The organism is Ectothiorhodospira marina, assembly GCF_900109495.1.
Taxonomy (GTDB): Bacteria; Pseudomonadota; Gammaproteobacteria; order Ectothiorhodospirales; family Ectothiorhodospiraceae; genus Ectothiorhodospira; species Ectothiorhodospira marina.
In genome coordinates this window covers 39,553-60,080 of sequence record NZ_FOAA01000014.1, presented here as the reverse complement: position 1 = coordinate 60,080, position 20,528 = coordinate 39,553, and the positions used below count along the sequence as shown (strand labels likewise).

The window sequence follows — 20,528 nt, the reverse complement described above, 5'->3', positions numbered from 1 at the left end:
GACCGCGGGAGATGGTGGCCCGGTGCATCACATCGGGCCCGAGGACCTTGGTCATGGATGAGCGGCTCCGACGCTGATCAGAACTCTTCCCACTCATCGTCCGAGGACGCATGCGAGTCGGGTCGGCCACCCGGCTTCGCGGCTCCAGCCGCCGCCTTGTTCTGCTGGGGTTTGCGGCTGGGCCCGGTCCCCCCCTTGCCAGCCGCTGGACGACTGGATTGCCCCTTACCTGCGGGCAGCGCCCGGCTGGGGGCCTGGGGAGCCGCCGGCAGCGCGCGACCCGCGGAGGCCACGGCACTCTCATCCACCCGGAATACGCTGACCGCGCGGGCCAGACCCTGAGCCTGTTCCTCCAGGGACTCGGCGGCAGCCGCTGCCTCCTCCACCAGCGAGGCATTCTGCTGGGTCACCTCGTCCATCTGGGTCACGGCGCTGTTGACCTGCTCGATACCCGTGCTCTGCTCGTCGGAGGCCGCCGCGATCTCGGCAATGAGATCGGTCACCCGCTTCACCTCGTTGACGATCTCTTCCATGGTCTGCCCGGCTGCAAGCACCTGCTTGCTGCCGGTCTCGATGGTCTCCGCATCCTCGGCGATCAAGGCCTTGATCTCCTTGGCAGCAGCCGCAGACCGCTGTGCCAGGTTGCGCACCTCGCCGGCCACCACGGCAAAGCCCCGACCCTGTTCCCCGGCGCGAGCGGCTTCCACCGCTGCGTTCAGTGCCAGGATATTGGTCTGGAAGGCAATGCCGTCGATCACGGTGATGATCTCGCCGATCTTGTCGGCGCTGTCGGTGATGGCCTTCATGGAGTCCATCGCCTCCCTGGCCATGTCTCCGCCACGGGAAGCCACATCCCGGGCATTGCTGGAGAGCTGATTGGCCTGGCGGGCGTTGTCGGCCGTCTGTTTCACCGTGGAGGTCAACTCTTCCATGCTGGAAGCGGTCTCCTCCAGGCTGGAGGCCTGCTCCTCGGTGCGCTGGGACAGATCGGTGTTGCCCACGGAGATCTCCCGGGCCGCCGTATTGATGGCGTCCACGGATTCCTTGATCTGGCCAATGAGTTCCTGCAGTCGCATGGCAGTGGCGTTGGTGTCTTCCTTCAACTGCCCGAAGGTTCCTTCATAATCACCCGTCACGCGCTGGGTCAGATCACCGTCGGAGACGGCATTGAGGACGCGTGCCACCTCACCCAGGCCGGTGGAAGTGCGCTCCACCAGTTCGTTGATGGCATCCCCCAAACGCTTGAAGAAGCCTTCCAGTTCCTCGGTGGCGATGCGCTGGTTGAAATCCCCCTTCACGGCGCCTTCCACCAGGTGTGTCACTTCCCTTTCGACCTTGAGTTCCTCGGTGCGGTCGGCCCATTCGATGACCGTACCCAGGCGGGCACCCGCCTCGTCGAAGATGGGGCTGGCGATCAGCTGGTAGGTGCGACCACCGATGATGATTTCCGACTCATGGGTGGAACGCATGGCGTCCATGGATTGACGCAGATCGGCGGCCTGTCTCTGGAACAGATCCATGCTGCCACCGCGCACCCGATCCGGGTCGAAGTTGGGCATATCCTTGCGGATGTCATTGGCTCCCTTGCGGAACATGCCGATCACCGCGTCGTTGGCATAGATGATCTCGGCTTTAGGATCGGAAACCATGACGTTGGAGGACACACTGTCCAGGGCATAACGAATGCGCAGGTTCTCGGCGCTCACACGCTTGGTTTCGGCGATGTCCGCCTTGAGCTTGGCCTGCATGTCCGCCAGCCCCTTCAGGGCCTTGCCCACCTCGTCCTTGCGAGTCTGCTCGATTTCCTGATCATAATCACCCGCACCAATGGCATCGAACTTCGCCACCAGGGCCCGCAGCGGTGGCACCATGCTGAAGAAGGTCAGCAATGCCAGGGCCATGGAGAGGGCAATGGCAATGAAGGAGATCCAGAGTGTAATGCGTATCTCGCTGGCCGCGGTCTGGACATTGTTATTGGCATCGGCCGTGGCCCGGGACAGATTACCTTTCACCAGCTCCACAAAGGTGGCCCCCATGGTATTCGAGATGGGAATCATGCGCTCCACGGTCTCGGCATACTCCTGCATGTAGGCATCGTACTGCAGGGGGTCCTGGGTGCGGATCAGGTTCTCGATCAGGGCATCCAGTTCCACATAGATGGCTCGCCAGGCCTGGTATTCACCGCTCAGCCGGTCATACAACCGCTGGCCTGCCTCAGTCAGGCGAGGTATTTCAGCAAACTGAGCCCAGTAGTGGTCAATGGCCTCCCAGGACTGTGCCCGCTCCTGCGCAATGTTCCGCAGCGCGGATTTATCCGTGTAGGCCTCCTCCTGCAGCATCACCTCCACGGTTTGGGCACGGATGGCCATGCGCTCGGTATTCATCTGACCGAGGGCCTCCAGGGAGGGGAGCCGATTGTCACGGACCTGCTGCGAATAATCGGACCAACCCGTAAACCCCTTGTAGGCCTCGAAGACCGCATAGGACAGGGAGAGCAGTAACACGCCGCCAAGCAGCGCAATCTTGATACCTGCCGATAGATTATTGAACCAACGCATGGCCTTGACTCCTTGCTGCTTCTTGAATGGGCCCGTGATTGAACCCGTGCCTCATGGGGATTCGTTCTGAATCCGGTCAACCAATCCCATGTCACCACTGGTCATGAGTTTTTCGATGTCGACGACAATGACCATGCGTTCATCCAGTGTGGCGAGTCCGTCGATGTAGGCGGTATCCAGCACTGCGCCGAATTCCGGTGCGGGCCGGATCTGTTCCCCCTTGAGGGCCACCACATCCGAGACACCATCCACCACCATGCCGATCACCCGCCCTGAGATGTTGAGGATGATCACCACCGTGAACTGGTTGTACTCCACCTGCCCCAGTTGAAACTTCAGGCGCATATCAATGATGGGCACGATCACCCCGCGCATGTTGATCACACCCTTGATGTAATCCGGCGAGTTGGCGATCTTGGTCACTGCGTCGTAGCCGCGAATCTCCTGGACATTGAGGATGTCGATGCCGTATTCCTCATCGCCCAGGGTGAATGTGAGATATTCCCGGCTGTCATCGCTGCTGATGACCGCCCGCTCCTTCAGATCTTCACTCATGCCAGATTCCCCTGTTCCGAAGTGCCTGTGCGTTTGGGCTGCATTTCCTGGTTCAAGTGCACCAGCTCATCCACGTCAAGGATCAGAGCCACACGCCCATCCCCCAGGATGGTGGCCCCTGAGACGCCACGCACCTTGCGATAATTGGTTTCCAGGCTCTTGATGACCACCTGCTGCTGAGCCATCAGTTCATCCACCACCAGGGCCATGCGGCCCTCATTGGTATCCACGATCACCACAATGGAGTCCTCAAGGCGCTGGCCGGCCTGCCCCATGTCAAACACGTCCTGGAGCATCACCAGAGGCAGGTATTCCCCGCTGGTATTGAGCACCTTGCCCTTGCCGGAGACTGTCTTGAACTGCTCCCGTTTGGGCTGGATGGATTCACGGATGGCCGTCAGGGGCAGGATGAAGGTCTCGTCGCCCAGGCGCACGGCCATCCCGTCCAGGATGGCCAGGGTCAGAGGCAGCCGGATGGTGATTCGTGTGCCCTGCCCCGGCGCGGAGTCGATCTCGATCCGGCCGTTCATTTGTTCAATGTTGCGGCGGACCACATCCATGCCCACCCCCCGTCCGGAGATGTCGGTCACCTTATCCGCAGTGGAAAAGCCGGCCGCAAAGATCAGTTGAAACACTTCCTTGTCCGAGGGGTTATCGGACAAGGGAACGCCCCGCTCGGCTGCCTTGGCCAGGAGCTTTTCCCGGTTCAGCCCGGCGCCATCGTCATTCACCTCGATGACGATGTTGCCGCCCTGGTGACTGGCGCGCAGGACAATCTCGCCGGTCTCGGGCTTGCCGGCTGCAAGACGTTTTTCCGGGGATTCAATGCCATGGTCAATGCTATTGCGCACCAGGTGGTTCAGGGGGTCTGCCAGGCGCTCGATGAGCCCCTTATCCAGCTCCGTCTCCTCACCCACCAGACGCAGGGTGACCTTCTTCTTCAGGTTGGCCGCGGTATCGCGCACCACCCGGGGGAAACGATTGAAAACAAAGCTGATCGGCATCATGCGGATGGACATGACGGACTGCTGCAGGTCCCGTGAGTTGCGTTCCAGATTGGATAGGCCGCTGAAGATCTTCTCGTGAGTGACAGGATCCAGTCGAGACGCAGACTCGGCCAGCATGGCATGGGTGATGACCAGTTCTCCCACCAGATTGATGAGCTGGTCCACCTTCTCGACACTGACACGAATGGACGAATCCCCACCGGGGCCGCGCTTGGGAGATTGGGCTTTGGCCGTTGCTTCCTTGTTGGGCGGGGGGCGGCCCGTGCCCCCCCCCTTTGTCGGTGCTTCGGGTGCTCCGGGGTGTCCATCATCTTCTGAGTGGATAGAGGTGGGATAGCCGGGGGAGGGATCGAACAGGCCGTAACCCTGGGCATCCTCCTCCCGGTCCTGGGCGGCCTGAGAAGCCACCTGCGCCATGCCTGGGCTGTTGCCGAAGAGTCCGTAGCTTCCCGTATCGCTGTCGTGGCAGGCCTCGGCGCCCGGGGCATCCTCAAAAAAACCATAGCTGCTATCGGACTGCTCGCCATGGTGATCCGATGGCGCCGACATGGGGGGGGGCGGTGAATCCGTAAAGAAACCGTATCCCGGATCCTCGGCCTCCTCGGGCTCGGGCGCGCCAGGGGCCTCATCGAAAAACCCAAAGGACTCATCACCGTCATCCGAGGCGGACAGCATACTTTTTGTTGCGCCATCCATGGGCATGATCTGCACCCCTTTGAGGTCGCAGATGAAATCAAAGATGTCCTGAATATCCGCCAAGCTGATGCCATGCCCGGCAAGATGCCAGGTCACCGGACGTCCGGTTGCCTCGGAATGTCGCTTCAGCGTGCCCAGTTCACCCAGGCTGTCGGCCAGGGCATCCAGATGAACATCCGCCTTGAACTCGGGCGCGTGGGGGTCAAAGGTGATCTGCCAGCTGGGCTCGGCCGGCCGTTCCCGGGTGAGGGATGGCTCGGGAGACGCTGGGGGGGCCGCGCTGGGCGATTGTTCACCGTGCGTGAGTCGCTCCAGCCAGGTGCAGACTCGGTCGATGCGCTCATCCTGGTATTCGTCGCCCTCACGATGGGCCTGCAACTGTGCCTTGAGAACATCGCCGGCTTCCAGAAAGGCATCCACCATCTCGGTGATGGGCTGAAGCTCCTGTTTACGAAGGCGGTCGAGCAAGGTTTCCAGGATATGGGTGACCCGGGCCATATCGTTGAAACCGAAGGTGCCGGCACCCCCCTTGATGGAATGGGCGGCACGGAAGATGGCATTGAGCATCTCCAGATCCGGCTGATCGACATCCAGTTCCAGGAGCAGGCTCTCCATATCCGCCAGATGTTCATCGGCCTCGTCGAAGAACACTTGATAGAACTGGGTCATGTCGATGGTCATTCCCGTCCTCCTTCAAGGAATGTCAGGGGTGTGATGATCAGCCGATCACCTTACGCACAACCTCGAGAAGCTTCTGGGGATCGAAAGGTTTCACCAGCCAACCCGTGGCTCCGGCAGAACGTCCCTGGGCCTTCATGGCTTCGCCGGATTCGGTGGTGAGCATCAGAATCGGCACACTCTTGTACTGCGGCAGCGCGCGCAGTTCCTTGATCAGGCTGAGGCCATCCAGCCGAGGCATGTTCTGATCAGTAAAAATCAGATTGAAATTGCCGGAACGGGCCTTGTCCAGACCGTCCTGCCCATCCACCGCCTCGGTGACAGTGTAACCGGCCCCCTTGAGCGTGAAGGACACCATCTGGCGAATCGACGCGGAATCGTCCACCGTAAGAATTGACTTGGCCATGTGGTACGTACTCCCCTTCCCTTAAGACTTGACCTTGAGCGGGCGGGTTACGGCGTGGTCTGCCCCCATACCCCCAATAAAAATGAGAAAAATCATTCACTCCCGGTATTGCGTCCATCTACCTGCATGCTACCTCAGGTGTCCGATATCGGGAACCGTTTTGTGACGGGTTTCTCTCTTGCAATGCAGCATTGAGTGCGGCCAATTTCCGCTCGAACACACGCCAACGCACCGTCCACTGTCTTAGCGGCCGGATGCGGCGAAAATGAAGGGGGAGCCAAACAATCGGGGGGCGGCGGCGCGGCCACTCACCCCCACAGGGCCTGACGCGCTCAGGCGATCTTGGCCGCTCGCTGATCTTCCCGGAACATGGCCTTGATGCCACGCAGGGCCTGGCGGGTACGGTGCTCGTTCTCGATCAGACCGAAGCGCACATGGGTGTCACCCTGACTGCCAAAACCGATGCCCGGCGAGACAGCCACCTTGGCATCACGCAGCAGTTTCTTGCAGAACTCCAGCGACCCCATCTCGCGGTAAGGTTCCGGAATGGGTGCCCAGACGAACATGGTGGCCTTGGGCTTTTCCACTTCCCAGCCCAGGGCATTCAACCCGTCGCAAAGCACATCCCGGCGGCTGAGATAGAGTTGGCGAATCTCCTCCACACAGTCTTGAGGGCCTTCCAGCGCGGCGATGGCCGCCACCTGAATGGGTGTGAAGGTGCCGTAGTCCAGGTAGGACTTGATGCGTCCCAGGGCCGCTACCAGCGTGGGATTGCCACACATGAAACCCACGCGCCAGCCCGGCATGTTGTAGCTCTTGGATAGGGTGTAGAACTCCACCGCCAGATCCTTGGCCCCAGGCACCTGCAGGATGGAGGGAGCCTTGTAGCCATCAAAGACAATCTCTGCATAGGCCAGATCGTGCACGACCCAGATCTTGTGCTCCCGGGCAATGGCCACCACTCTCTCAAAGAATTCCAGGTCGACACACTGGGTGGTGGGGTTGGCCGGGAAATTCAGGATCAACATCTTTGGTCGCGGCCAGGATTCCTGGATACCTCGCTCCAGTTCCGCGAAGAAATCCACATCCGGTGTCAGGGGCACATGACGGATATCGGCGCCAGCAATGACGCAACCGTAAGGATGAATGGGATAGGCCGGGTTGGGCACCAGCACCGCGTCGCCGGGCCCCAGGGTGGCCAAAGCCAGGTGGGCCAGACCCTCCTTGGAGCCGATGGTCACGATGGATTCGGTCTCCGGATCCAGGTCCACATCGTAATTGTCCTTGTACCAGTGACAGATGGCCCGCCGCAGACGCGGAATGCCCTTGGACACGGAGTAGCGATGGGTGTCGCCTCGGCGGGCCACCTCCACGAGCTTTTCGACGATGTGAGGGGGCGTGGGCTGGTCTGGATTCCCCATACCGAAATCAATCACATCCTCGCCACGGGCGCGGGCCTTGGCCTTCAGGTCGTTGACAATGCTGAAGACATACGGCGGAAGACGCTTGATTCTGGGAAAGTCGTCGATCACGGGTGTTTCCAAGGGCTGGATGGTCGGAAAAAGGGAAACCAGAAACAATAAAGGGGCACCCGGGGGCTGTCAATCAGTGCGCTCGGGGCCAGGTACCACGGCTTGCCAGTGGCCCGGCCGGGTTGTACTTTTCGTACCATGAAGATGAGGCGCGAGTATGGCGAAGGCCAGAACATCATCACTGCCTATGGAGGCGGTGGTGTGCAGGTGAATCAGGTACCTCATCACGAGAGCCTGGTGGTGCTGCCCGACCAGTTGATACCCCGTTGGCCGGTCGCCCAAGTTGAAGACCTGCAGCCCGAGGTCTTCGAGCCCGTGCTGGCCCTGCAGCCGGAGATCGTACTGCTGGGCACAGGCCCTGTCCTGCGCTGGCCACCCCGGGATGTGCTGCGTGCCCTGCGTGATCGGGGCGTCGGTCTGGAGGTGATGGATACCTCAGCGGCATGTCGCACCTACAACATCATCATGGGCGAGGGGCGCCGGGTGGCAGCGGCGTTGTTGATCCCGAACTGAATGCTTCAGTTCTGCAGCAGCGTATCCTCCGAAAACCCCCGACTTTCCAGGATCTTGCGCAGCCTTTTCAGGGCATCCATCTGTATCTGCCGTACCCGCTCCCGGGTAACACCCAGTTCAAAGCCCACCTGCTCCAGGGTGGAACGCTCAAACCCGTGCAGACCGAAGCGGCGGACGATCACCTCCCGCTGCTTCTCGTCCAGCTCCATGAGCCAGTCATCCACGTACTGCACCACATCCTCGTCCTGGACGAGATCCGCGGGCTCGGGTGTCTGTTCGTCGGGAATCACATCCAGCAAGGGGCGGTCACCCTCCTTGCCAATGGGGAGATCCACCGAGGTCACGCGCTCGGAGAGGGCCAGCATCCGCTTGACGTCCTGTACCGGCTTATCCAGGTGGCGGGCCACTTCCTCAGCTGTGGGCTCGTGGTCCAGTTCCTGGGCCAGCTTCCGGGCGGCGCGCAGGTAGACATTCAGTTCCTTGATCACGTGGATGGGCAGACGAATGGTGCGGGTCTGGTTCATGATGGCCCGCTCAATGGTCTGTCGGATCCACCAAGTGGCGTAGGTGGAAAAGCGGAAGCCGCGCTCGGGATCGAACTTCTCCACGGCCCGGATCAGACCCAGGTTGCCTTCCTCAATGAGATCCAGCAGCGCCAGGCCCCGATTCATGTAGCGACGGGCAATCTTGACGACAAGGCGCAGATTGCACTCGATCATCTTGCGTCGACCGGTCTCGTCTCCTTTCTGGGCCAGACGGGAGTAATACACCTCCTCCTCCGGTGTCAGCAAAGGAGAGAACTCGATCTCGCTGAGGTACAGTCGAGTGGCGTCCAGATCGGCTCTTGGCGGTTCTCCCGCGGCAAATACGACCTCGCCTTCCTCACTCTCCTCTTCCGCATCATTTTCGGTCGCCGACCCCACCACCTCGTCCGAAAGTGCCGGCGTGCCATCGCTTTCCTCTGTGTCATCCAGTGACACCTTCACCCGATCTCCGGATGCCGACAGTCCTTCCGCCTCAACCTTCTCCTCATCATCCTCGTACACGGGGCTCTTATCTCGCCTTCTCGGCATGTGACCTCCTGTGCGGGGCGGTTGCCCCTTAGGTTTTATCGGTCTGGCAAATAGCTTGATGGATCCACGGGCCTCCCGTCTTTTCGAATCTCGAAATGCAGCATGGGGCGATCGGTTCCGGTGTCCCCCAGGAGCGCAATCTCCTGCCCCTGAGACACCTCAGACCCTTCATTTACAAGGATTTTCTCATTGTGCGCATAGGCACTGAGATAGGTATCATCGTGCTTCACGATGATAAGCTTTCCATATCCGACAAGTCCACTTCCGCTATAGACCACTCGCCCCTTGGCCGCGGCCCGCACCGACTGGCCTGCCTGCCCGGCGATACCGATCCCCCGCTTGCCTGTACCGGAGGCCGGGAATGCACGTATCACCTCGCCATCGGTGGGCCATCGCCAATCGATGGGCCCGCTGGAGGCAGCACTGCGCTGGGTGGGGGGGGCACTCGTGGAGGGCGGGGAGGGTCTAGCTTGAGGACGATCCCCGGAGGAGGCGGGCGGCCCCGTATCAGCCCGCTGTTCAACCGGGCGGGGCTGTAGTCTTGGTGGAGGTTCGTTGCGGGTCTCGCGGGGCGTCCCACCCCGCTGGGCCGGGGGCGCCTGCGCCACGGCAGGTTGACGATCACCGGATGGGGGATTCATGCGCAAACGCTGTCCGGGATAGATGGTGTAGGGCTCGTCGATGTCGTTCCAGCGGGCCAGATCCTGCCATTCAAGGCCATACCGCCATGCGATGGCATACAGGGTCTCGTGATGGCGCACCGTATGCACACCTGAACGGAATCCCAATTCACCTGATCTCTGCAGCGTGCCACAGGCGGCCAGCATCAGCAGGATGAACACCCAGGCTGCCACCGCTGCCATGCGCACTGTCTGTTTCTCACCCCTGTAACTGATAAATGATGACCGCCAAAACCAGCAGGACAACCGACGCCCACCCTATCCATTCGATATAGGGGCGCAGGCGCGGTTCCATCCGGGGCCCAAGCCAACCGAGGATGAGGGCCACAGCAAAGAAGCGTGCCCCCCGACCCAGGAATGAAGCGACCACGAAGGGTAGCACCGCCATGGACATGGCTCCGGCGGTGATGGTGAAGAGCTTGTAGGGAATGGGTGAAAAACCAGCCACCAGGACCACCCAGACGCCCCACACGGAGAACCACTCCTGTGCCTGGATCAACTCATCCCCATAGCCGGCGCTGATGACCATCGGCTGCAGCAGTTCAAAGGCCAGATAGCCCAGCAGGTACCCGAGCAACCCGCCCAATACGGAAAATACCGTGGTCATCAGGGCCAGGCGCGGACCTCGATCGGGACGCGCGGCCACCATGGGGGCCAACATCACGTCGGGGGGTACGGGAAAAAAAGACGATTCCGCAAAGGACAAGGCCGCCAGGTAACGTGGTGCATGGCGATGCCGCGACCAGGTCATGACCCGATCATACAAGGGACCAAAAAGCCTCATGACACCTCTCCCGGCAACAGCGGCACAAAGCTCACCGGGCCCAGGTCCTGTTTGACATAGGCCTCGGGGGTGCGAGTGATGCGCACCAGGGTCTGGGCTCCACTTTCCTCGCCCACCGGCGCCAGTAACTGCCCACCCATGTTCAGTTGCAGCAGCAGGGTCTCGGGGATCACCCGGGGCGCCGCAGTGAGCAGGATGGCATCATAGGGGGCATTTTCCGGCCAGCCATGATTGCCATCCACATGGCGCAGGCTGATATTCTGCAATCGCATGAGGCTGAGCACCTCACGGGCCTGGCGCTGCAGCGGGCGAATCCTCTCGAGACTGATCACCCGCTCCACCAGTTGCGCCAGCACAGCTGCCTGATACCCGGATCCCGTGCCAATCTCCAGCACCATGTGTGGCGTGGCTTCGGCCAGCAGGGCTTCTGTCATGCGCGCGACGATAAAGGGCTGGGAGATGGTCTGGCCAAAACCGATGGGCAGCGCGGTGTTTTCATAGGCACGATGCGCCAGGGCCTCATCCACGAACAGATGGCGGGGCGTGGCGCGTATGACCTCCAGCACACGGGGATCCTGGATGCCCAGTTCCCGAAGACGCCCGGCCAGGCGATCCCGGGCGCGCTGGGAGGTCATGCCGATTCCGGTCAGATCATGATTCAAGCCTCGCCCTCCGTGAGCCAGCGGCTGACGATGTCCATGGCCTCATAGCGGGTCAGGTCCACCTGAATCGGCGTCACCGAGACGTACCCGGAACGCACGGCATGAAAGTCGGTGCCCAACCCGGCATCCTGCTCCGGGCCCGAGGGCCCTACCCAGTAAATGGGACGCCCCCGGGGATCGGTGGAGCGGGTCACCGGCTCCGCCTTGTGCCGATGCCCGAGTCGGGTGGCCTGGTAACCCAGTATTTCTTCCCGGGGCAGGTCGGGAACGTTGACATTGAGGATGGTGTCGGAAGGCAAGGGAATGGTCCGCAGTCGATCCAGCAGTTCCAGGACCACTTGAGCTGCAGAATCGTAATGCTTGCATTGCTGCTGACCTGCCAGGGAAACGGCAATGGCCGGGAGCCCCAGAAACCGCCCTTCCATGGCGGCAGCCACCGTGCCCGAATAGAGCACATCGTCACCCAGGTTGGCGCCGGCATTGATGCCGGAGATGACCATGTCCGGCTCCTCGGCCAGCAGTCCGGTCAGTGCCAGGTGCACACAGTCCGTGGGTGTACCGTCCACGCGCACATCGCCATTGTCCAGGGTAGTGGCTCGCAGCGGTCGAGACAGCGTGAGTGAGTTGCTGGCGCCGCTTCGATCCCGATCCGGCGCCACCACGGTCACCTGGCCTCGGCCTCGCAGGGTCTTGGCCAGTTGTTGCAGTCCCGGTGCATGGACACCATCGTCATTACTGAGCAGGATACGCATAGTGGGTCACTGTGATGTCAAGTGGCTAATATACTGGAAACCCCGTGTTAGACGCATGTCCCAACGGAGATCTGTCATGCCCCCCAACGACCTGCCGGAGGACGACGACATGGCCCTGTTCCGGGCCGCGGTCGGGCAGGTGCGGCCCGTGCGCAGCGACCGTCAGCCCTTGCAGCGCCGCCCTCCCCCACCGCGACCCCGCCAGGCCGAGGCAGACCGCCGTCGGGTGATCGAGGCCCTGGGGGAGGATCCCTTTGATGGCACCGATGTGCAACCCGGCGACGAACTGATCTACATGGCCGAAGGTCTGCAGCGCCAGGTGTTTCGGAAACTGCGCCGGGCACAGTATCGCATTGCCGACGAACTGGATCTTCATGGTCTGTTCGCCCGGGAGGCTCATCAAGCGCTGGCGCTGTTCCTGGCCGAAGCCCGGGAACGGCGTCTGCGCTGCGTGAGAATCATCCATGGCAAGGGGTTGCGATCCAGCAACCGGGGGCCCGTGCTCAAGAGTCGTGTAGCCCAATGGCTCAGACAGCGTTCCGAGGTTCTGGCCTACTGCTCGGCTCCACCCAGCCTGGGGGGAACCGGTGCTGTTCTTGTGCTGTTGCGGTTGAAGGACTGACGCCCATCCTAACTTTCATGTATTTCATTATTCCAGTGTGGATTTAATTGCGTAATCTCATGCTAGTATGGCAAGTATCCGTGCCGGGAAAACAGTGAAATCGTGGGGAGGGCTTCACATGAGACGAATGAAATTTCCCAGTCTGGCCTTGGTGACGGTGGCACTGATCCACACACCGGTTTGGGCCCAGGATGATACCGAGGTCCGGTTGGAGCAGGCCCGGGAGGCGGTTCAGCACTTCTCCGAGTCCTTGAAAACTGAACTCAAGACGGCCGTTGAAGACGGGGGGCCGATACATGCCATCGACGTCTGTCACCAGCGCGCTCCCGAGATTGCCGAGGAAATCTCCACCCGCACCGGCATACAGACCGGTCGCACCAGCCTGCAGCTTCGCAATCCGGACAACGCCCCTGACGATTGGGAGCGTGGCGTACTCAATGCCTTCGAGGAGCGCCTGGCTGAGGGTGAGGATCCCAAGACCATGGAGCATTACGAGGTTCGGGAGGAGAATGGGGACCGGCAGATCCGCTACATGCGTGCCATCCCTGCCGGCGAGCTCTGCATGACCTGTCATGGCACTGAGGTGCGTTACGATGTGGAGCAGGCGCTGTTGCGCAAATACCCCGATGATCAGGCAACGGGTTATTCAGAAGGACAAATTCGTGGAGCCTTCACCCTTGTTCAACCCATGTAACGACATCACCGGGACTGGCCCGGCACTATGAGCATACGAAACAAACCCAACGGGGGCCGGCCGCCGGCCCCACTCATGGACAACGACTGCATGCGCTGCCCCGTGCGCGCGGAGAGCCTGTTCGGTGCCCTGCCGGATGACGTGGTCGAAAGACTCAATAATCCGTCCGAGCACCTGGTGATCCCTGCAGGCGAGGTGATCTACCAGGAAAACGCCGAGGCCCTGGCCTCCTATACCCTCAAGGATGGCGTGATCAAGCTCACTCGTACTGCCGTCAATGGCCGTGAGCAGATCCTGCGTCTGCTTACCCAGGGGGATATCATGGGGGTGGAGAGCCTGCTGGGACAGACCTACAACCATACCGCCACGACGCTCACACCCGTGCAGCTCTGTCGATTGCCGTTGAGCGTGCTCAAACGCCTGCAGACGGATCATCCCACCCTGAACAATGCCTTGCTGGCACGATGGGCGGCTGCCCTGCAGCAGGTGGAGACCCTGGCAGTCGAGTTGGGCACCAAGAAGGCCAACGAGCGCCTGGCCACCTTTCTGCTGTACTGGGCTGACAAGAACGGCGGCCATGCTCAGGTCCCCCTGCCGCTTTCACGCACCGAAACAGGCGAACTGCTGGGCCTGACCGTGGAGACGGTGAGTCGCTTCTTTGCGGAGTGGAAGCGTCGCGGCTATGTATCCGAGAAGGCAGGGGTGCTGACACTGCATGACCGTGAGGCACTCAACCAGCTTGGTGGGGGTTATACCGCCACCAAGCTGACCGCACTCACGGGTTCTCCGCGGATCGGCTAAGCCGTATCGGCCACCGCGGCAATGACCGTGGTGGCATAGGCACCAGCAGGCAGTTCAAAGCGCAATTCCAGATCTGCCGCATCAAGCCACGACCAGGACAGCTCATTCACGCGGATGCGCAGGGCACGCCGCTCCTGAGACAAACCGGCACCCTCCAGGCCACGTGCCAGTTCGCTCAGGTCCGTGGCCTCCATGACCTGGGCCTCCAGTTGTGCTGCTGCGCCCTCGGTGATGGCATTCCCCTGCCCCCACAGCGGGCCGGTGGGATGGACCTCGAAGGCGGCAACCCGCGCCGCTACCGTGGGATCCTCCTCCCGATGAATAAAGAAGCTGCGCGAGCCATCCAGTTGCATGGCATCTCCGGGCAGTGCCTGATCCCAGTGATCTTCCTCCACCCGTCTGGCCAAAACCCGATTGAAGATTTCAGAGCGGGCCGCCGAGAGATACAGCCCCCTGAGTTTACGGTCGCGCACACGGATTTCTTTGGCGAATAAGGCGCGAGCCTTATCCAGATTGCCACGGTCGTGGCCAAAGCGCTGTTCTCCGAAAAAATTGGGCAGCCCCCGGTGGGCAATGGCAGTCAACCGCTCCTCCGCCACACGGCGATCTCCCTCACAATCGCGCAGACGAATATGAAAACGATTGCCGCGAAGATGTCCCGTCTGCAGTTTACGGCGATGCCGCTGGGCGGCGAGGATCTCCACTTCCGGCGGCAGGTGATCAGACCACTGGGGGGCATCACACCCGGGCAGATGGACACTGAACCATTGAGTGGTCACGGCCTGACGATCCTTCAGACCGGCATAACTCACGGCCCGCCGTGGCAAGCCGGCGGCACGAGCCAGCATGCCCGCCAACTGATCCGTATTGAGACCCGTTTTGCGCAGTTGCAACCAGACATGTTCACCCTCCCCCTCTGGCGTGGTGATGGGCAGTTCATCCACCAGGAAATCCGCCGGCTGTGCACGCAGGCGTGCCGTGAGCAATGGGGTATTGAGATCGGTAAAGGCATTCATCGCTCTGTGTCCTGGGCCGCGCCCACGGTACCGGGTCGCATGACTTGTCGAGGTTTGTTGGCCACCTGATCCCTCAGGTAGACCGGCATGGCCTGATCCGCCGGCACACTTGCGCCGGCGGCCCAATCCCGCACCGCCAGGCGCACCACCTCCGTGGCGCTGGGCAGGCGATCATTCCAGGGTGGCTCGGCTTCCATGTCCAGGCGTTGTGCCAATGCCTCCTGATAGGCGGACCAGCCTCGCCCGACAGGCACCCAGTGCCCTTCCGGAGGTTGAGGCACCGCCAGGGGTGGGCAGACGCCTTCAAGGCCAACGGGATTGGCCAGCCCCTGCACGTCGGCCTTGAAGGCCCCCCAGTACACCTCCCCCATGCGCGCATCCAGGGCCGCCAGCACCTGCTGGGCGCCTGCATCGATCCGCTGCTGGGCCAGTGCTGCCAGCGTGGAGATGGGCACCACCGGCAGGTCAGCGCCAAAGGCCACACCCTGAATGACGCCCGTGGCCACCCGCACCCCGGTAAATGCCCCTGGACCTCGACCGAACGCCAGTGCGTCCAGTTGCCCCAGGGCAATGCCCGCCTCAGCCAGCACGGCCTCCATCATGGGCAGGATCAGCCTCGCGTGGGTCCGTGGCGCCTCCTGGAAACGCAGATGGATCCGACCATCCACCCACAGGGCGGCTGAGCAGGCCTCGGTGGAGGTCTCGATGGCCAACAGTTTGCACAACGTCGGGGGGGTCAATGGGAGCCTCGGTCAGGCAGGGTCTGAAGGGGCGCACCGGACTGAAGGAACTGGATCACCTCCCGTTCGTCGGCAGCCGGCTGCATGGGTGGCAGACTCTTGATGAAGGTTTTGCCATAACTCTTTGAACGAATGCGCGGATCACACAGTATGAGGACGCCATGATCGCTGATGTCCCGGATCAGTCGCCCGGCACCCTGTTTCAAGGTGATGACGGCCTGGGGCAGTTGCAGGTCGCGGAAAGGATTGCCTCCGCCCTGGCGTATTCGGGCAATGCGTGCCTCCAGCACCGGGTCTCCGGGCGCCGCGAAAGGCAGACGATCAATGATCACGCAAGTGAGCGCGGTACCACGCACATCCACTCCCTCCCAGAAGCTATGAGAGCCCAGCAGCACGGCGTTACCAGCCCTGCGAAAACGCTCCAGCAGGACATTGCGCGAGGCCTCACCCTGAACCAGCAACGGCCGGTCCAGCTGATCGCGCAACCGTTGTGCCGCCTCGCGCAGCGCTTTCAGGCTGGTGAACAAGAGGAAGGTGCCGCCGGGATTGTCGCGGATCAGTGGCGCGGCCATGTCCACCAGGGCCCCGGTGAATCGGCCGTCATTGGGTTCGGGCAGACGCGGTGGCAGAAACAGTCGAGCATGGGCCTGATAGTCGAATGGGCTGTCCAGAAGCAGACTGTGTGGATCCTCCAGCCCCATGCGGTGGTTGAAATGATCGAATCCGCCGTCCACCGACAGGGTGGCAGAGGTGAATATCCAGGCACTTTGATAGGCACCGCGATGTTCGTTGAACAGGGCAGCCACATCCAGGGGCGTCACATGCAGACTGAAACTGCGGGTCCAGGCTTCATACCATTGCACGGCGTTGTCCTGGGGGCCGCGGAACAGCGATAGCCGCTCCAGTTGCTCACGGGCGCGACGGGCGCAGGACTCCAGGCCCTTGGCTCGCTCCGCCACGGCCTCCAGGCCATCGGCCAGCGAGGTCAGACGATTTTCCAGTGCATCCAGCCCCTGCTCCACCGCGGGTTTTGCGGACAGCGATACCCAGGGGCCCCGCCCCGAACCTTCTCCCAGCGCCAGACGAAAATCCTTGACCCCCTGGGTGAGGGTATCGGCCCGATCCCGAAGTTCACTCATCTCCGGAGCATTGTTGAGCAATTCGACAATGCTGTCCCGGGCCAGATCCGTCAAGGCCCGTGCACTGAGAGTGACCCCGAAGAAGTTGCCGGCCACATCCGGCAACTGGTGGGCCTCGTCCAGCACGAAGGCATTGGCCGAGGGCAGCAACTCGCCAAAACCTTCGCCACGCAGCGCCAGATCCGCAAACAGTAGATGGTGATTAACCACCACCACTTCGGCTTCCTGCGCCCGGCGTCGGGCCTGTACCACATGGCAGGCGTTGTATTCGGGACAGTCCTGACCCAGACAGTTGTCCACCGTGGAGGTGACTCGGGGCCAGATCTCCGCATCCTCCCCCAGGTCGGTGAGTTCGGCGATATCACCATGACGTGTCTTTTCCGCCCAGGCCTGTACCCGGCGCAGAGGCTCCACCAGACGGGGCTCCAGCATGCGCCCCTCCGCCAGAGTCATATTGAGACGATGCGGGCAGAGGTAATTGCTCCGGCCCTTGAGCAGGGCCGTTCGCGGGGAGACCCCCAGGGCACGCGCTACCAGGGGCAAGTCCTTGTGATAGAGCTGATCCTGCAGATTGCGGGTGCCGGTGGAGATGATCACCTTGCCACCATTGAGCAGTGCAGGCACCAGGTAACCAAAGGTCTTGCCCACGCCGGTGCCTGCCTCCACCACCAGCGTGGCCTGGGCCTCCATGGCCTCGGCCACAGCCTGAGCCATGTCCTGCTGTGCCTGACGAGGGTGAAAATCCTGAAGCTCCCGGGCCAGGGGGCCATCGTCTCCCAGCATGTGTTTGCAGTCCTGGCTCAACCCAGTTCTCCCGGGGCCAGGGAGCGCGCCCGCTCCTCGGCATCTCGGGCACCAGTGGCATCTCCCATGCGCCGTCGTGCCTCGGCAATGATGCGCCAGTTGCGGGCCTGCAATTCCCGATCCCCTCGAGCCAGGGCGTTGGACCGACCCGCCAGATTCACGGCCTGATTCGGTTGCCCCTGTTCCAGTCGTACAGCGGCCAGTCGTTGCCACAGGCGGGCATCATCGGGGGCGATGCGCAGGGCCCGTTCCAGGGCGGCGGCCGCACCATCGGCATCGCCCGCCTGCATGCGATTGTCCGCATCCTTGGCCAGGGCCAGTACGGCCGGTGGCTGCCGTGTCGGGGCCGATTGCGGCTGGGGGGATTCCTGCCGGGCAATGGAGGGTGCCGGTACGCGACTGGTCTCTGGTGTGGGTTCGGTCCGGGCTTCCGGCTCGGGTACCGGCTCCGGCGTGGGCACCTGAGCACGGGCATGGGGTTCACTGGGTGTGGGCGCCGGCGGACGCATGTCGGGCATGCCGGCACAGCCGGTGGCCAGTATCACCAGGATCCCTAGCGGCAGAATTGACCGCAAGGGGCTCAAGGGCATGGTCATGTGGAACACCTCATGGTTGGTCGATTCGGCACGAATCAGCCGGCGGATACCCGGCGCACCGAGAAAACGTTAGCCACTGCACCGATCTTGTCCAGCACTTTGCTCAGTTGCGTGGTGTCGGTGATCTCCAGGGTGAGATCCATGGTGACCGTGTTTTCGGCTGGATCGGTCTGGGTAGCCGCAGAGAGGACATTGATTCGCTCATTGGCCAGTACCTGAGTGATATCCCTGAGCAGCCCCTGACGGTCAAAGGCCTCAACGGTGACCTTGACCGGGTAGGCCTGGGTATCCTCGCCCCAGGTGACCTCCACCAGGCGCGGACGTTCTTCCTCCGACATGCGCAGGATGTGCACGCAGTCGCGGCGATGGATGGTGACCCCCTTGCCACGGGTGATGTAGCCGATCACCCGGTCTCCGGGTACCGGTCGGCAACAACCGGCCATCTGTGTCAGCAGGTTGCCCACGCCCCGGATCCGGATGCCCTTATCGGTGGCCTTGTCCGTTGCTGAGGGATGCCGGTGACGGCGACCCATCAGGGTCTCTTCCGGGGTGAGTTCGATGGGCACCTGCATGGCGCCGGCCAATTGCGCGGGTGTGATCTCTCCGGCTCCGATGGCCACCAGCAACTCATCCCGGCCCGGTTGCTTGAAGCGTCGCATCAGTTCGTCCATGTCCGGGGCGTTCACTCCCAGGCGCTGGGCCTCCCGCTCCAGAACAGCCCGACCCTCGGACAGATTCTTGTCGTGATCCTGCTGCCGGAACCAGCCGCGCGCCTTGGCCCGAGCCCGAGCCGTGCGCAGAAAACCCATATTGGGATTGATCCAATCCCGACTGGGGCCTCCGGACTGGCTGGTAAGAACCTCCACACGCTCGCCGGAACGTAATTCGTAGGTCAGCGGCACGATGCGCCCATTCACCTTGGCGCCCCGGCAGTGGTGCCCCACCTCGGTGTGAATGGTGTAGGCGAAATCCAGGGGTGTGGCTCCTTTGGGCAGGTCGATCACGTCGCCATTGGGCGTGAGCACAAAGACCCGGTCATGGAACAACTCGTAATGGAAATTATCCAGAAGTTCCCGATCGTTATCCTGGTTTTCCAGAAGTCGTCTAAGGGAGGTAATGGCCCGGGACAGGGCCTGATCCTCACGTCCGCCTTCCTTGTAGCGCCAGTGTGCTGCCACCCCCAGTTCGGCGAACTCGTCCATACCCTGGGTACGGATCTGCACCTCCACCACCTTGCCCTCCGGCCCCAGGACCGCCGTATGCAGGGACTGGTACCCATTGTCCTTGGGGTTGGCAATATAGTCGTCGAACTCCTTGGGAATATGGGGCCAGGTGCTGTGCACCACCCCCAGCACCGCGTAGCAGGTGGACAGTCGATCCACAATCACCCGGACGGCCCTGAGGTCGTAAAGATCCTCGAATTCCAGGTTCTTGCGCTGCATCTTTTTCCAGATGCTGTAGATATGCTTGGGGCGGCCACGCACATCGGCCTCAACCTGCTCCTGCTGCAATGCCTCTCTCAGGTGATCTGTGAAATCAATAATGTAATGCTCTCTTTCTGTGCGACTTTCTTCCAGGAGCTTCGCGATCCGACGGTATTCCTTGGGCTCCAGGATCCGCAGAGACAGATCCTCCATCTCCCACTTGAGTTGGGCCACCCCCAGGCGGTTGGCCAGGGGAGCGAAGATCTCCAGCGTCTCGCGAGCGATGGCCCGGGCCAGGTCATCCGGCTCGGCGGCCAGCAGGCGCAGATGCTGAAGGCGATAGGCCAGCTTGATGAGCACCGCACGCACATCGTCCACCATGGCCAACAGCATGCGCCGGAGCCGTTCGGCCTGTTCCGGTGTGCTCTCCACCTGGCTGGCGGAGCGTTTGAAGGTGGTGAGCAGTTGCACGTTGCGCACCAGGCAGGCCACCGTATCACCAAAGTGCTCGCGGATATCCTTGTCCTGAAGGGAGCCATCCAGATCTCCATCCAGCAACAGGGCAGCAATCAGGGTGTCGTTATCCACCCCCAGTACGCGCAGATTTTCGGCCACATCCAGACAGTGTGGCTGCGAGCCGACTCGCTGATGATCTCGCAGGGCTTCCGCGATGGCTTCGCCGAGGCGAGCCTCGGGGGCCACGCCATCCGTGGGCGCAAATCTCGCCAGCAGTGCCTCATGGGGCTGCTGAGCGAGCGGGGTCTTGTCGTATTGGGTATGACGCATGGGCGCAGAG

19 protein-coding genes are annotated in these 20,528 nt (G+C 61.9%); 4 read left to right on the top strand and 15 right to left on the bottom strand.

The window, feature by feature from the left end:
• Nucleotides 1-77: 77 nt before the first annotated feature.
• The 5 genes from BMY52_RS15875 to alaC form a co-directional block, all read right to left on the bottom strand.
• The gene (locus BMY52_RS15875; protein ID WP_090254684.1) at nucleotides 78-2,558 is read right to left on the bottom strand and encodes a methyl-accepting chemotaxis protein; all 2,481 of its coding nucleotides are present in this window, start codon (nucleotides 2,556-2,558) and stop codon (nucleotides 78-80) included.
• 51 nt (nucleotides 2,559-2,609) lie between these two features.
• Nucleotides 2,610-3,113, bottom strand: a complete 504-nt coding sequence (locus tag BMY52_RS11890; protein ID WP_090254681.1) for a chemotaxis protein CheW — start codon at nucleotides 3,111-3,113, stop codon at nucleotides 2,610-2,612.
• Entirely contained in the window at nucleotides 3,110-5,497 is a 2,388-nt protein-coding gene (locus BMY52_RS11885) for a chemotaxis protein CheW (protein WP_090254679.1), read from the bottom strand. Before BMY52_RS11885 ends, BMY52_RS11890 begins: the two co-directional genes overlap by 4 nt.
• Before the next feature lie 37 nt (nucleotides 5,498-5,534).
• On the bottom strand, nucleotides 5,535-5,900 hold the full coding sequence (locus BMY52_RS11880; RefSeq protein WP_090254677.1) for a response regulator: 366 nt from the start codon (nucleotides 5,898-5,900) through the stop codon (nucleotides 5,535-5,537).
• A 332-nt stretch (nucleotides 5,901-6,232) separates the two neighbouring features.
• A complete protein-coding gene (gene alaC / locus BMY52_RS11875) occupies nucleotides 6,233-7,432 on the bottom strand; it encodes an alanine transaminase (protein WP_090254753.1) in 1,200 nt (399 codons plus the stop codon).
• Between the two features lie 138 nt (nucleotides 7,433-7,570).
• Here alaC and BMY52_RS11870 point away from each other — a divergent pair, with 138 nt between their 5' ends.
• Complete coding sequence (locus BMY52_RS11870) at nucleotides 7,571-7,945, top strand: Mth938-like domain-containing protein (RefSeq protein ID WP_177169947.1); 375 nt, start codon at nucleotides 7,571-7,573, stop codon at nucleotides 7,943-7,945.
• Nucleotides 7,946-7,950: 5 nt separating this feature from the next.
• On the opposite strand, the gene rpoS is transcribed toward BMY52_RS11870, so the two are convergent.
• From rpoS to surE, 5 genes are read right to left on the bottom strand one after another with little or no spacing between them, the layout of a single operon-like run.
• Nucleotides 7,951-9,018, bottom strand: a complete 1,068-nt coding sequence (gene rpoS, locus BMY52_RS11865) for an RNA polymerase sigma factor RpoS (RefSeq protein WP_218140431.1) — start codon at nucleotides 9,016-9,018, stop codon at nucleotides 7,951-7,953.
• Between the two features lie 35 nt (nucleotides 9,019-9,053).
• Nucleotides 9,054-9,881 (bottom strand): peptidoglycan DD-metalloendopeptidase family protein, encoded by an 828-nt coding sequence (locus BMY52_RS11860; RefSeq protein ID WP_090254673.1) that lies wholly within the window; start codon nucleotides 9,879-9,881, stop codon nucleotides 9,054-9,056.
• Between the two features lie 16 nt (nucleotides 9,882-9,897).
• Nucleotides 9,898-10,482, bottom strand: a complete 585-nt coding sequence (locus BMY52_RS11855) for a YqaA family protein (RefSeq protein ID WP_090254671.1) — start codon at nucleotides 10,480-10,482, stop codon at nucleotides 9,898-9,900.
• A complete protein-coding gene (locus tag BMY52_RS11850; RefSeq protein ID WP_090254749.1) occupies nucleotides 10,479-11,117 on the bottom strand; it encodes a protein-L-isoaspartate(D-aspartate) O-methyltransferase in 639 nt (212 codons plus the stop codon). Before BMY52_RS11850 ends, BMY52_RS11855 begins: the two co-directional genes overlap by 4 nt.
• A 23-nt stretch (nucleotides 11,118-11,140) precedes the next feature.
• On the bottom strand, nucleotides 11,141-11,896 hold the full coding sequence (gene surE / locus BMY52_RS11845) for a 5'/3'-nucleotidase SurE (RefSeq protein ID WP_090254669.1): 756 nt from the start codon (nucleotides 11,894-11,896) through the stop codon (nucleotides 11,141-11,143).
• Between the two features lie 76 nt (nucleotides 11,897-11,972).
• On the opposite strand from surE, the gene BMY52_RS11840 reads away from it, so the two are divergent.
• From BMY52_RS11840 to BMY52_RS11830, 3 genes are all read left to right on the top strand, one after another.
• Nucleotides 11,973-12,518 carry a Smr/MutS family protein gene (locus tag BMY52_RS11840; RefSeq protein ID WP_090254667.1) on the top strand — a complete coding sequence of 182 codons (546 nt, stop codon included), beginning with the start codon at nucleotides 11,973-11,975 and terminating at the stop codon, nucleotides 12,516-12,518.
• A gap of 118 nt (nucleotides 12,519-12,636) precedes the next feature.
• Nucleotides 12,637-13,212 carry a Tll0287-like domain-containing protein gene (locus BMY52_RS11835; protein ID WP_090254665.1) on the top strand — a complete coding sequence of 192 codons (576 nt, stop codon included), beginning with the start codon at nucleotides 12,637-12,639 and terminating at the stop codon, nucleotides 13,210-13,212.
• A gap of 75 nt (nucleotides 13,213-13,287) precedes the next feature.
• On the top strand, nucleotides 13,288-14,013 hold the full coding sequence (locus tag BMY52_RS11830; RefSeq protein WP_177169946.1) for a Crp/Fnr family transcriptional regulator: 726 nt from the start codon (nucleotides 13,288-13,290) through the stop codon (nucleotides 14,011-14,013).
• Here BMY52_RS11830 and truD read toward each other — a convergent pair.
• Genes truD through relA form a run of 5 tightly spaced genes read right to left on the bottom strand, consistent with a single transcriptional unit; the run spans nucleotide 14,010 to nucleotide 20,518 of the window.
• Nucleotides 14,010-15,029 carry a tRNA pseudouridine(13) synthase TruD gene (gene truD, locus BMY52_RS11825; RefSeq protein ID WP_090254661.1) on the bottom strand — a complete coding sequence of 340 codons (1,020 nt, stop codon included), beginning with the start codon at nucleotides 15,027-15,029 and terminating at the stop codon, nucleotides 14,010-14,012. The two genes, BMY52_RS11830 and truD, sit on opposite strands and share 4 nt — an antisense overlap.
• Nucleotides 15,026-15,754 (bottom strand): tRNA (adenosine(37)-N6)-threonylcarbamoyltransferase complex dimerization subunit type 1 TsaB, encoded by a 729-nt coding sequence (gene tsaB, locus BMY52_RS11820; protein ID WP_090254659.1) that lies wholly within the window; start codon nucleotides 15,752-15,754, stop codon nucleotides 15,026-15,028. Before tsaB ends, truD begins: the two co-directional genes overlap by 4 nt.
• A gap of 11 nt (nucleotides 15,755-15,765) precedes the next feature.
• Entirely contained in the window at nucleotides 15,766-17,712 is a 1,947-nt protein-coding gene (gene yoaA / locus BMY52_RS11815) for a DNA repair helicase YoaA (protein WP_342707706.1), read from the bottom strand.
• Entirely contained in the window at nucleotides 17,709-18,308 is a 600-nt protein-coding gene (locus BMY52_RS11810) for a tetratricopeptide repeat protein (RefSeq protein ID WP_245740823.1), read from the bottom strand. The genes yoaA and BMY52_RS11810 overlap by 4 nt, the downstream gene beginning before the upstream one ends.
• Before the next feature lie 35 nt (nucleotides 18,309-18,343).
• Nucleotides 18,344-20,518 (bottom strand): GTP diphosphokinase, encoded by a 2,175-nt coding sequence (gene relA / locus BMY52_RS11805; protein WP_090254656.1) that lies wholly within the window; start codon nucleotides 20,516-20,518, stop codon nucleotides 18,344-18,346.
• Nucleotides 20,519-20,528: the final 10 nt, after the last annotated feature.

Bases quoted from the DNA above. Each gene is read 5' to 3' on its own strand.
- BMY52_RS15875 (WP_090254684.1), bottom strand. From the start codon at position 2,558: ATGCGTTGGTTCAATAATCTATCGGCAGGTATCAAGATTGCGCTGCTT.
- BMY52_RS11890 (WP_090254681.1), bottom strand. From the start codon at position 3,113: ATGAGTGAAGATCTGAAGGAGCGGGCGGTCATCAGCAGCGATGACAGC.
- BMY52_RS11885 (WP_090254679.1), bottom strand. From the start codon at position 5,497: ATGACCATCGACATGACCCAGTTCTATCAAGTGTTCTTCGACGAGGCC.
- BMY52_RS11880 (WP_090254677.1), bottom strand. From the start codon at position 5,900: ATGGCCAAGTCAATTCTTACGGTGGACGATTCCGCGTCGATTCGCCAG.
- BMY52_RS11870 (WP_177169947.1), top strand. From the start codon at position 7,571: ATGAAGATGAGGCGCGAGTATGGCGAAGGCCAGAACATCATCACTGCC.
- rpoS (WP_218140431.1), bottom strand. From the start codon at position 9,018: ATGCCGAGAAGGCGAGATAAGAGCCCCGTGTACGAGGATGATGAGGAG.
- BMY52_RS11860 (WP_090254673.1), bottom strand. From the start codon at position 9,881: ATGGCAGCGGTGGCAGCCTGGGTGTTCATCCTGCTGATGCTGGCCGCC.
- BMY52_RS11855 (WP_090254671.1), bottom strand. From the start codon at position 10,482: ATGAGGCTTTTTGGTCCCTTGTATGATCGGGTCATGACCTGGTCGCGG.
- BMY52_RS11850 (WP_090254749.1), bottom strand. From the start codon at position 11,117: ATGACCTCCCAGCGCGCCCGGGATCGCCTGGCCGGGCGTCTTCGGGAA.
- surE (WP_090254669.1), bottom strand. From the start codon at position 11,896: ATGCGTATCCTGCTCAGTAATGACGATGGTGTCCATGCACCGGGACTG.
- BMY52_RS11840 (WP_090254667.1), top strand. From the start codon at position 11,973: ATGCCCCCCAACGACCTGCCGGAGGACGACGACATGGCCCTGTTCCGG.
- BMY52_RS11835 (WP_090254665.1), top strand. From the start codon at position 12,637: ATGAGACGAATGAAATTTCCCAGTCTGGCCTTGGTGACGGTGGCACTG.
- BMY52_RS11830 (WP_177169946.1), top strand. From the start codon at position 13,288: ATGGACAACGACTGCATGCGCTGCCCCGTGCGCGCGGAGAGCCTGTTC.
- truD (WP_090254661.1), bottom strand. From the start codon at position 15,029: ATGAATGCCTTTACCGATCTCAATACCCCATTGCTCACGGCACGCCTG.
- BMY52_RS11810 (WP_245740823.1), bottom strand. From the start codon at position 18,308: ATGACCATGCCCTTGAGCCCCTTGCGGTCAATTCTGCCGCTAGGGATC.
- relA (WP_090254656.1), bottom strand. From the start codon at position 20,518: ATGCGTCATACCCAATACGACAAGACCCCGCTCGCTCAGCAGCCCCAT.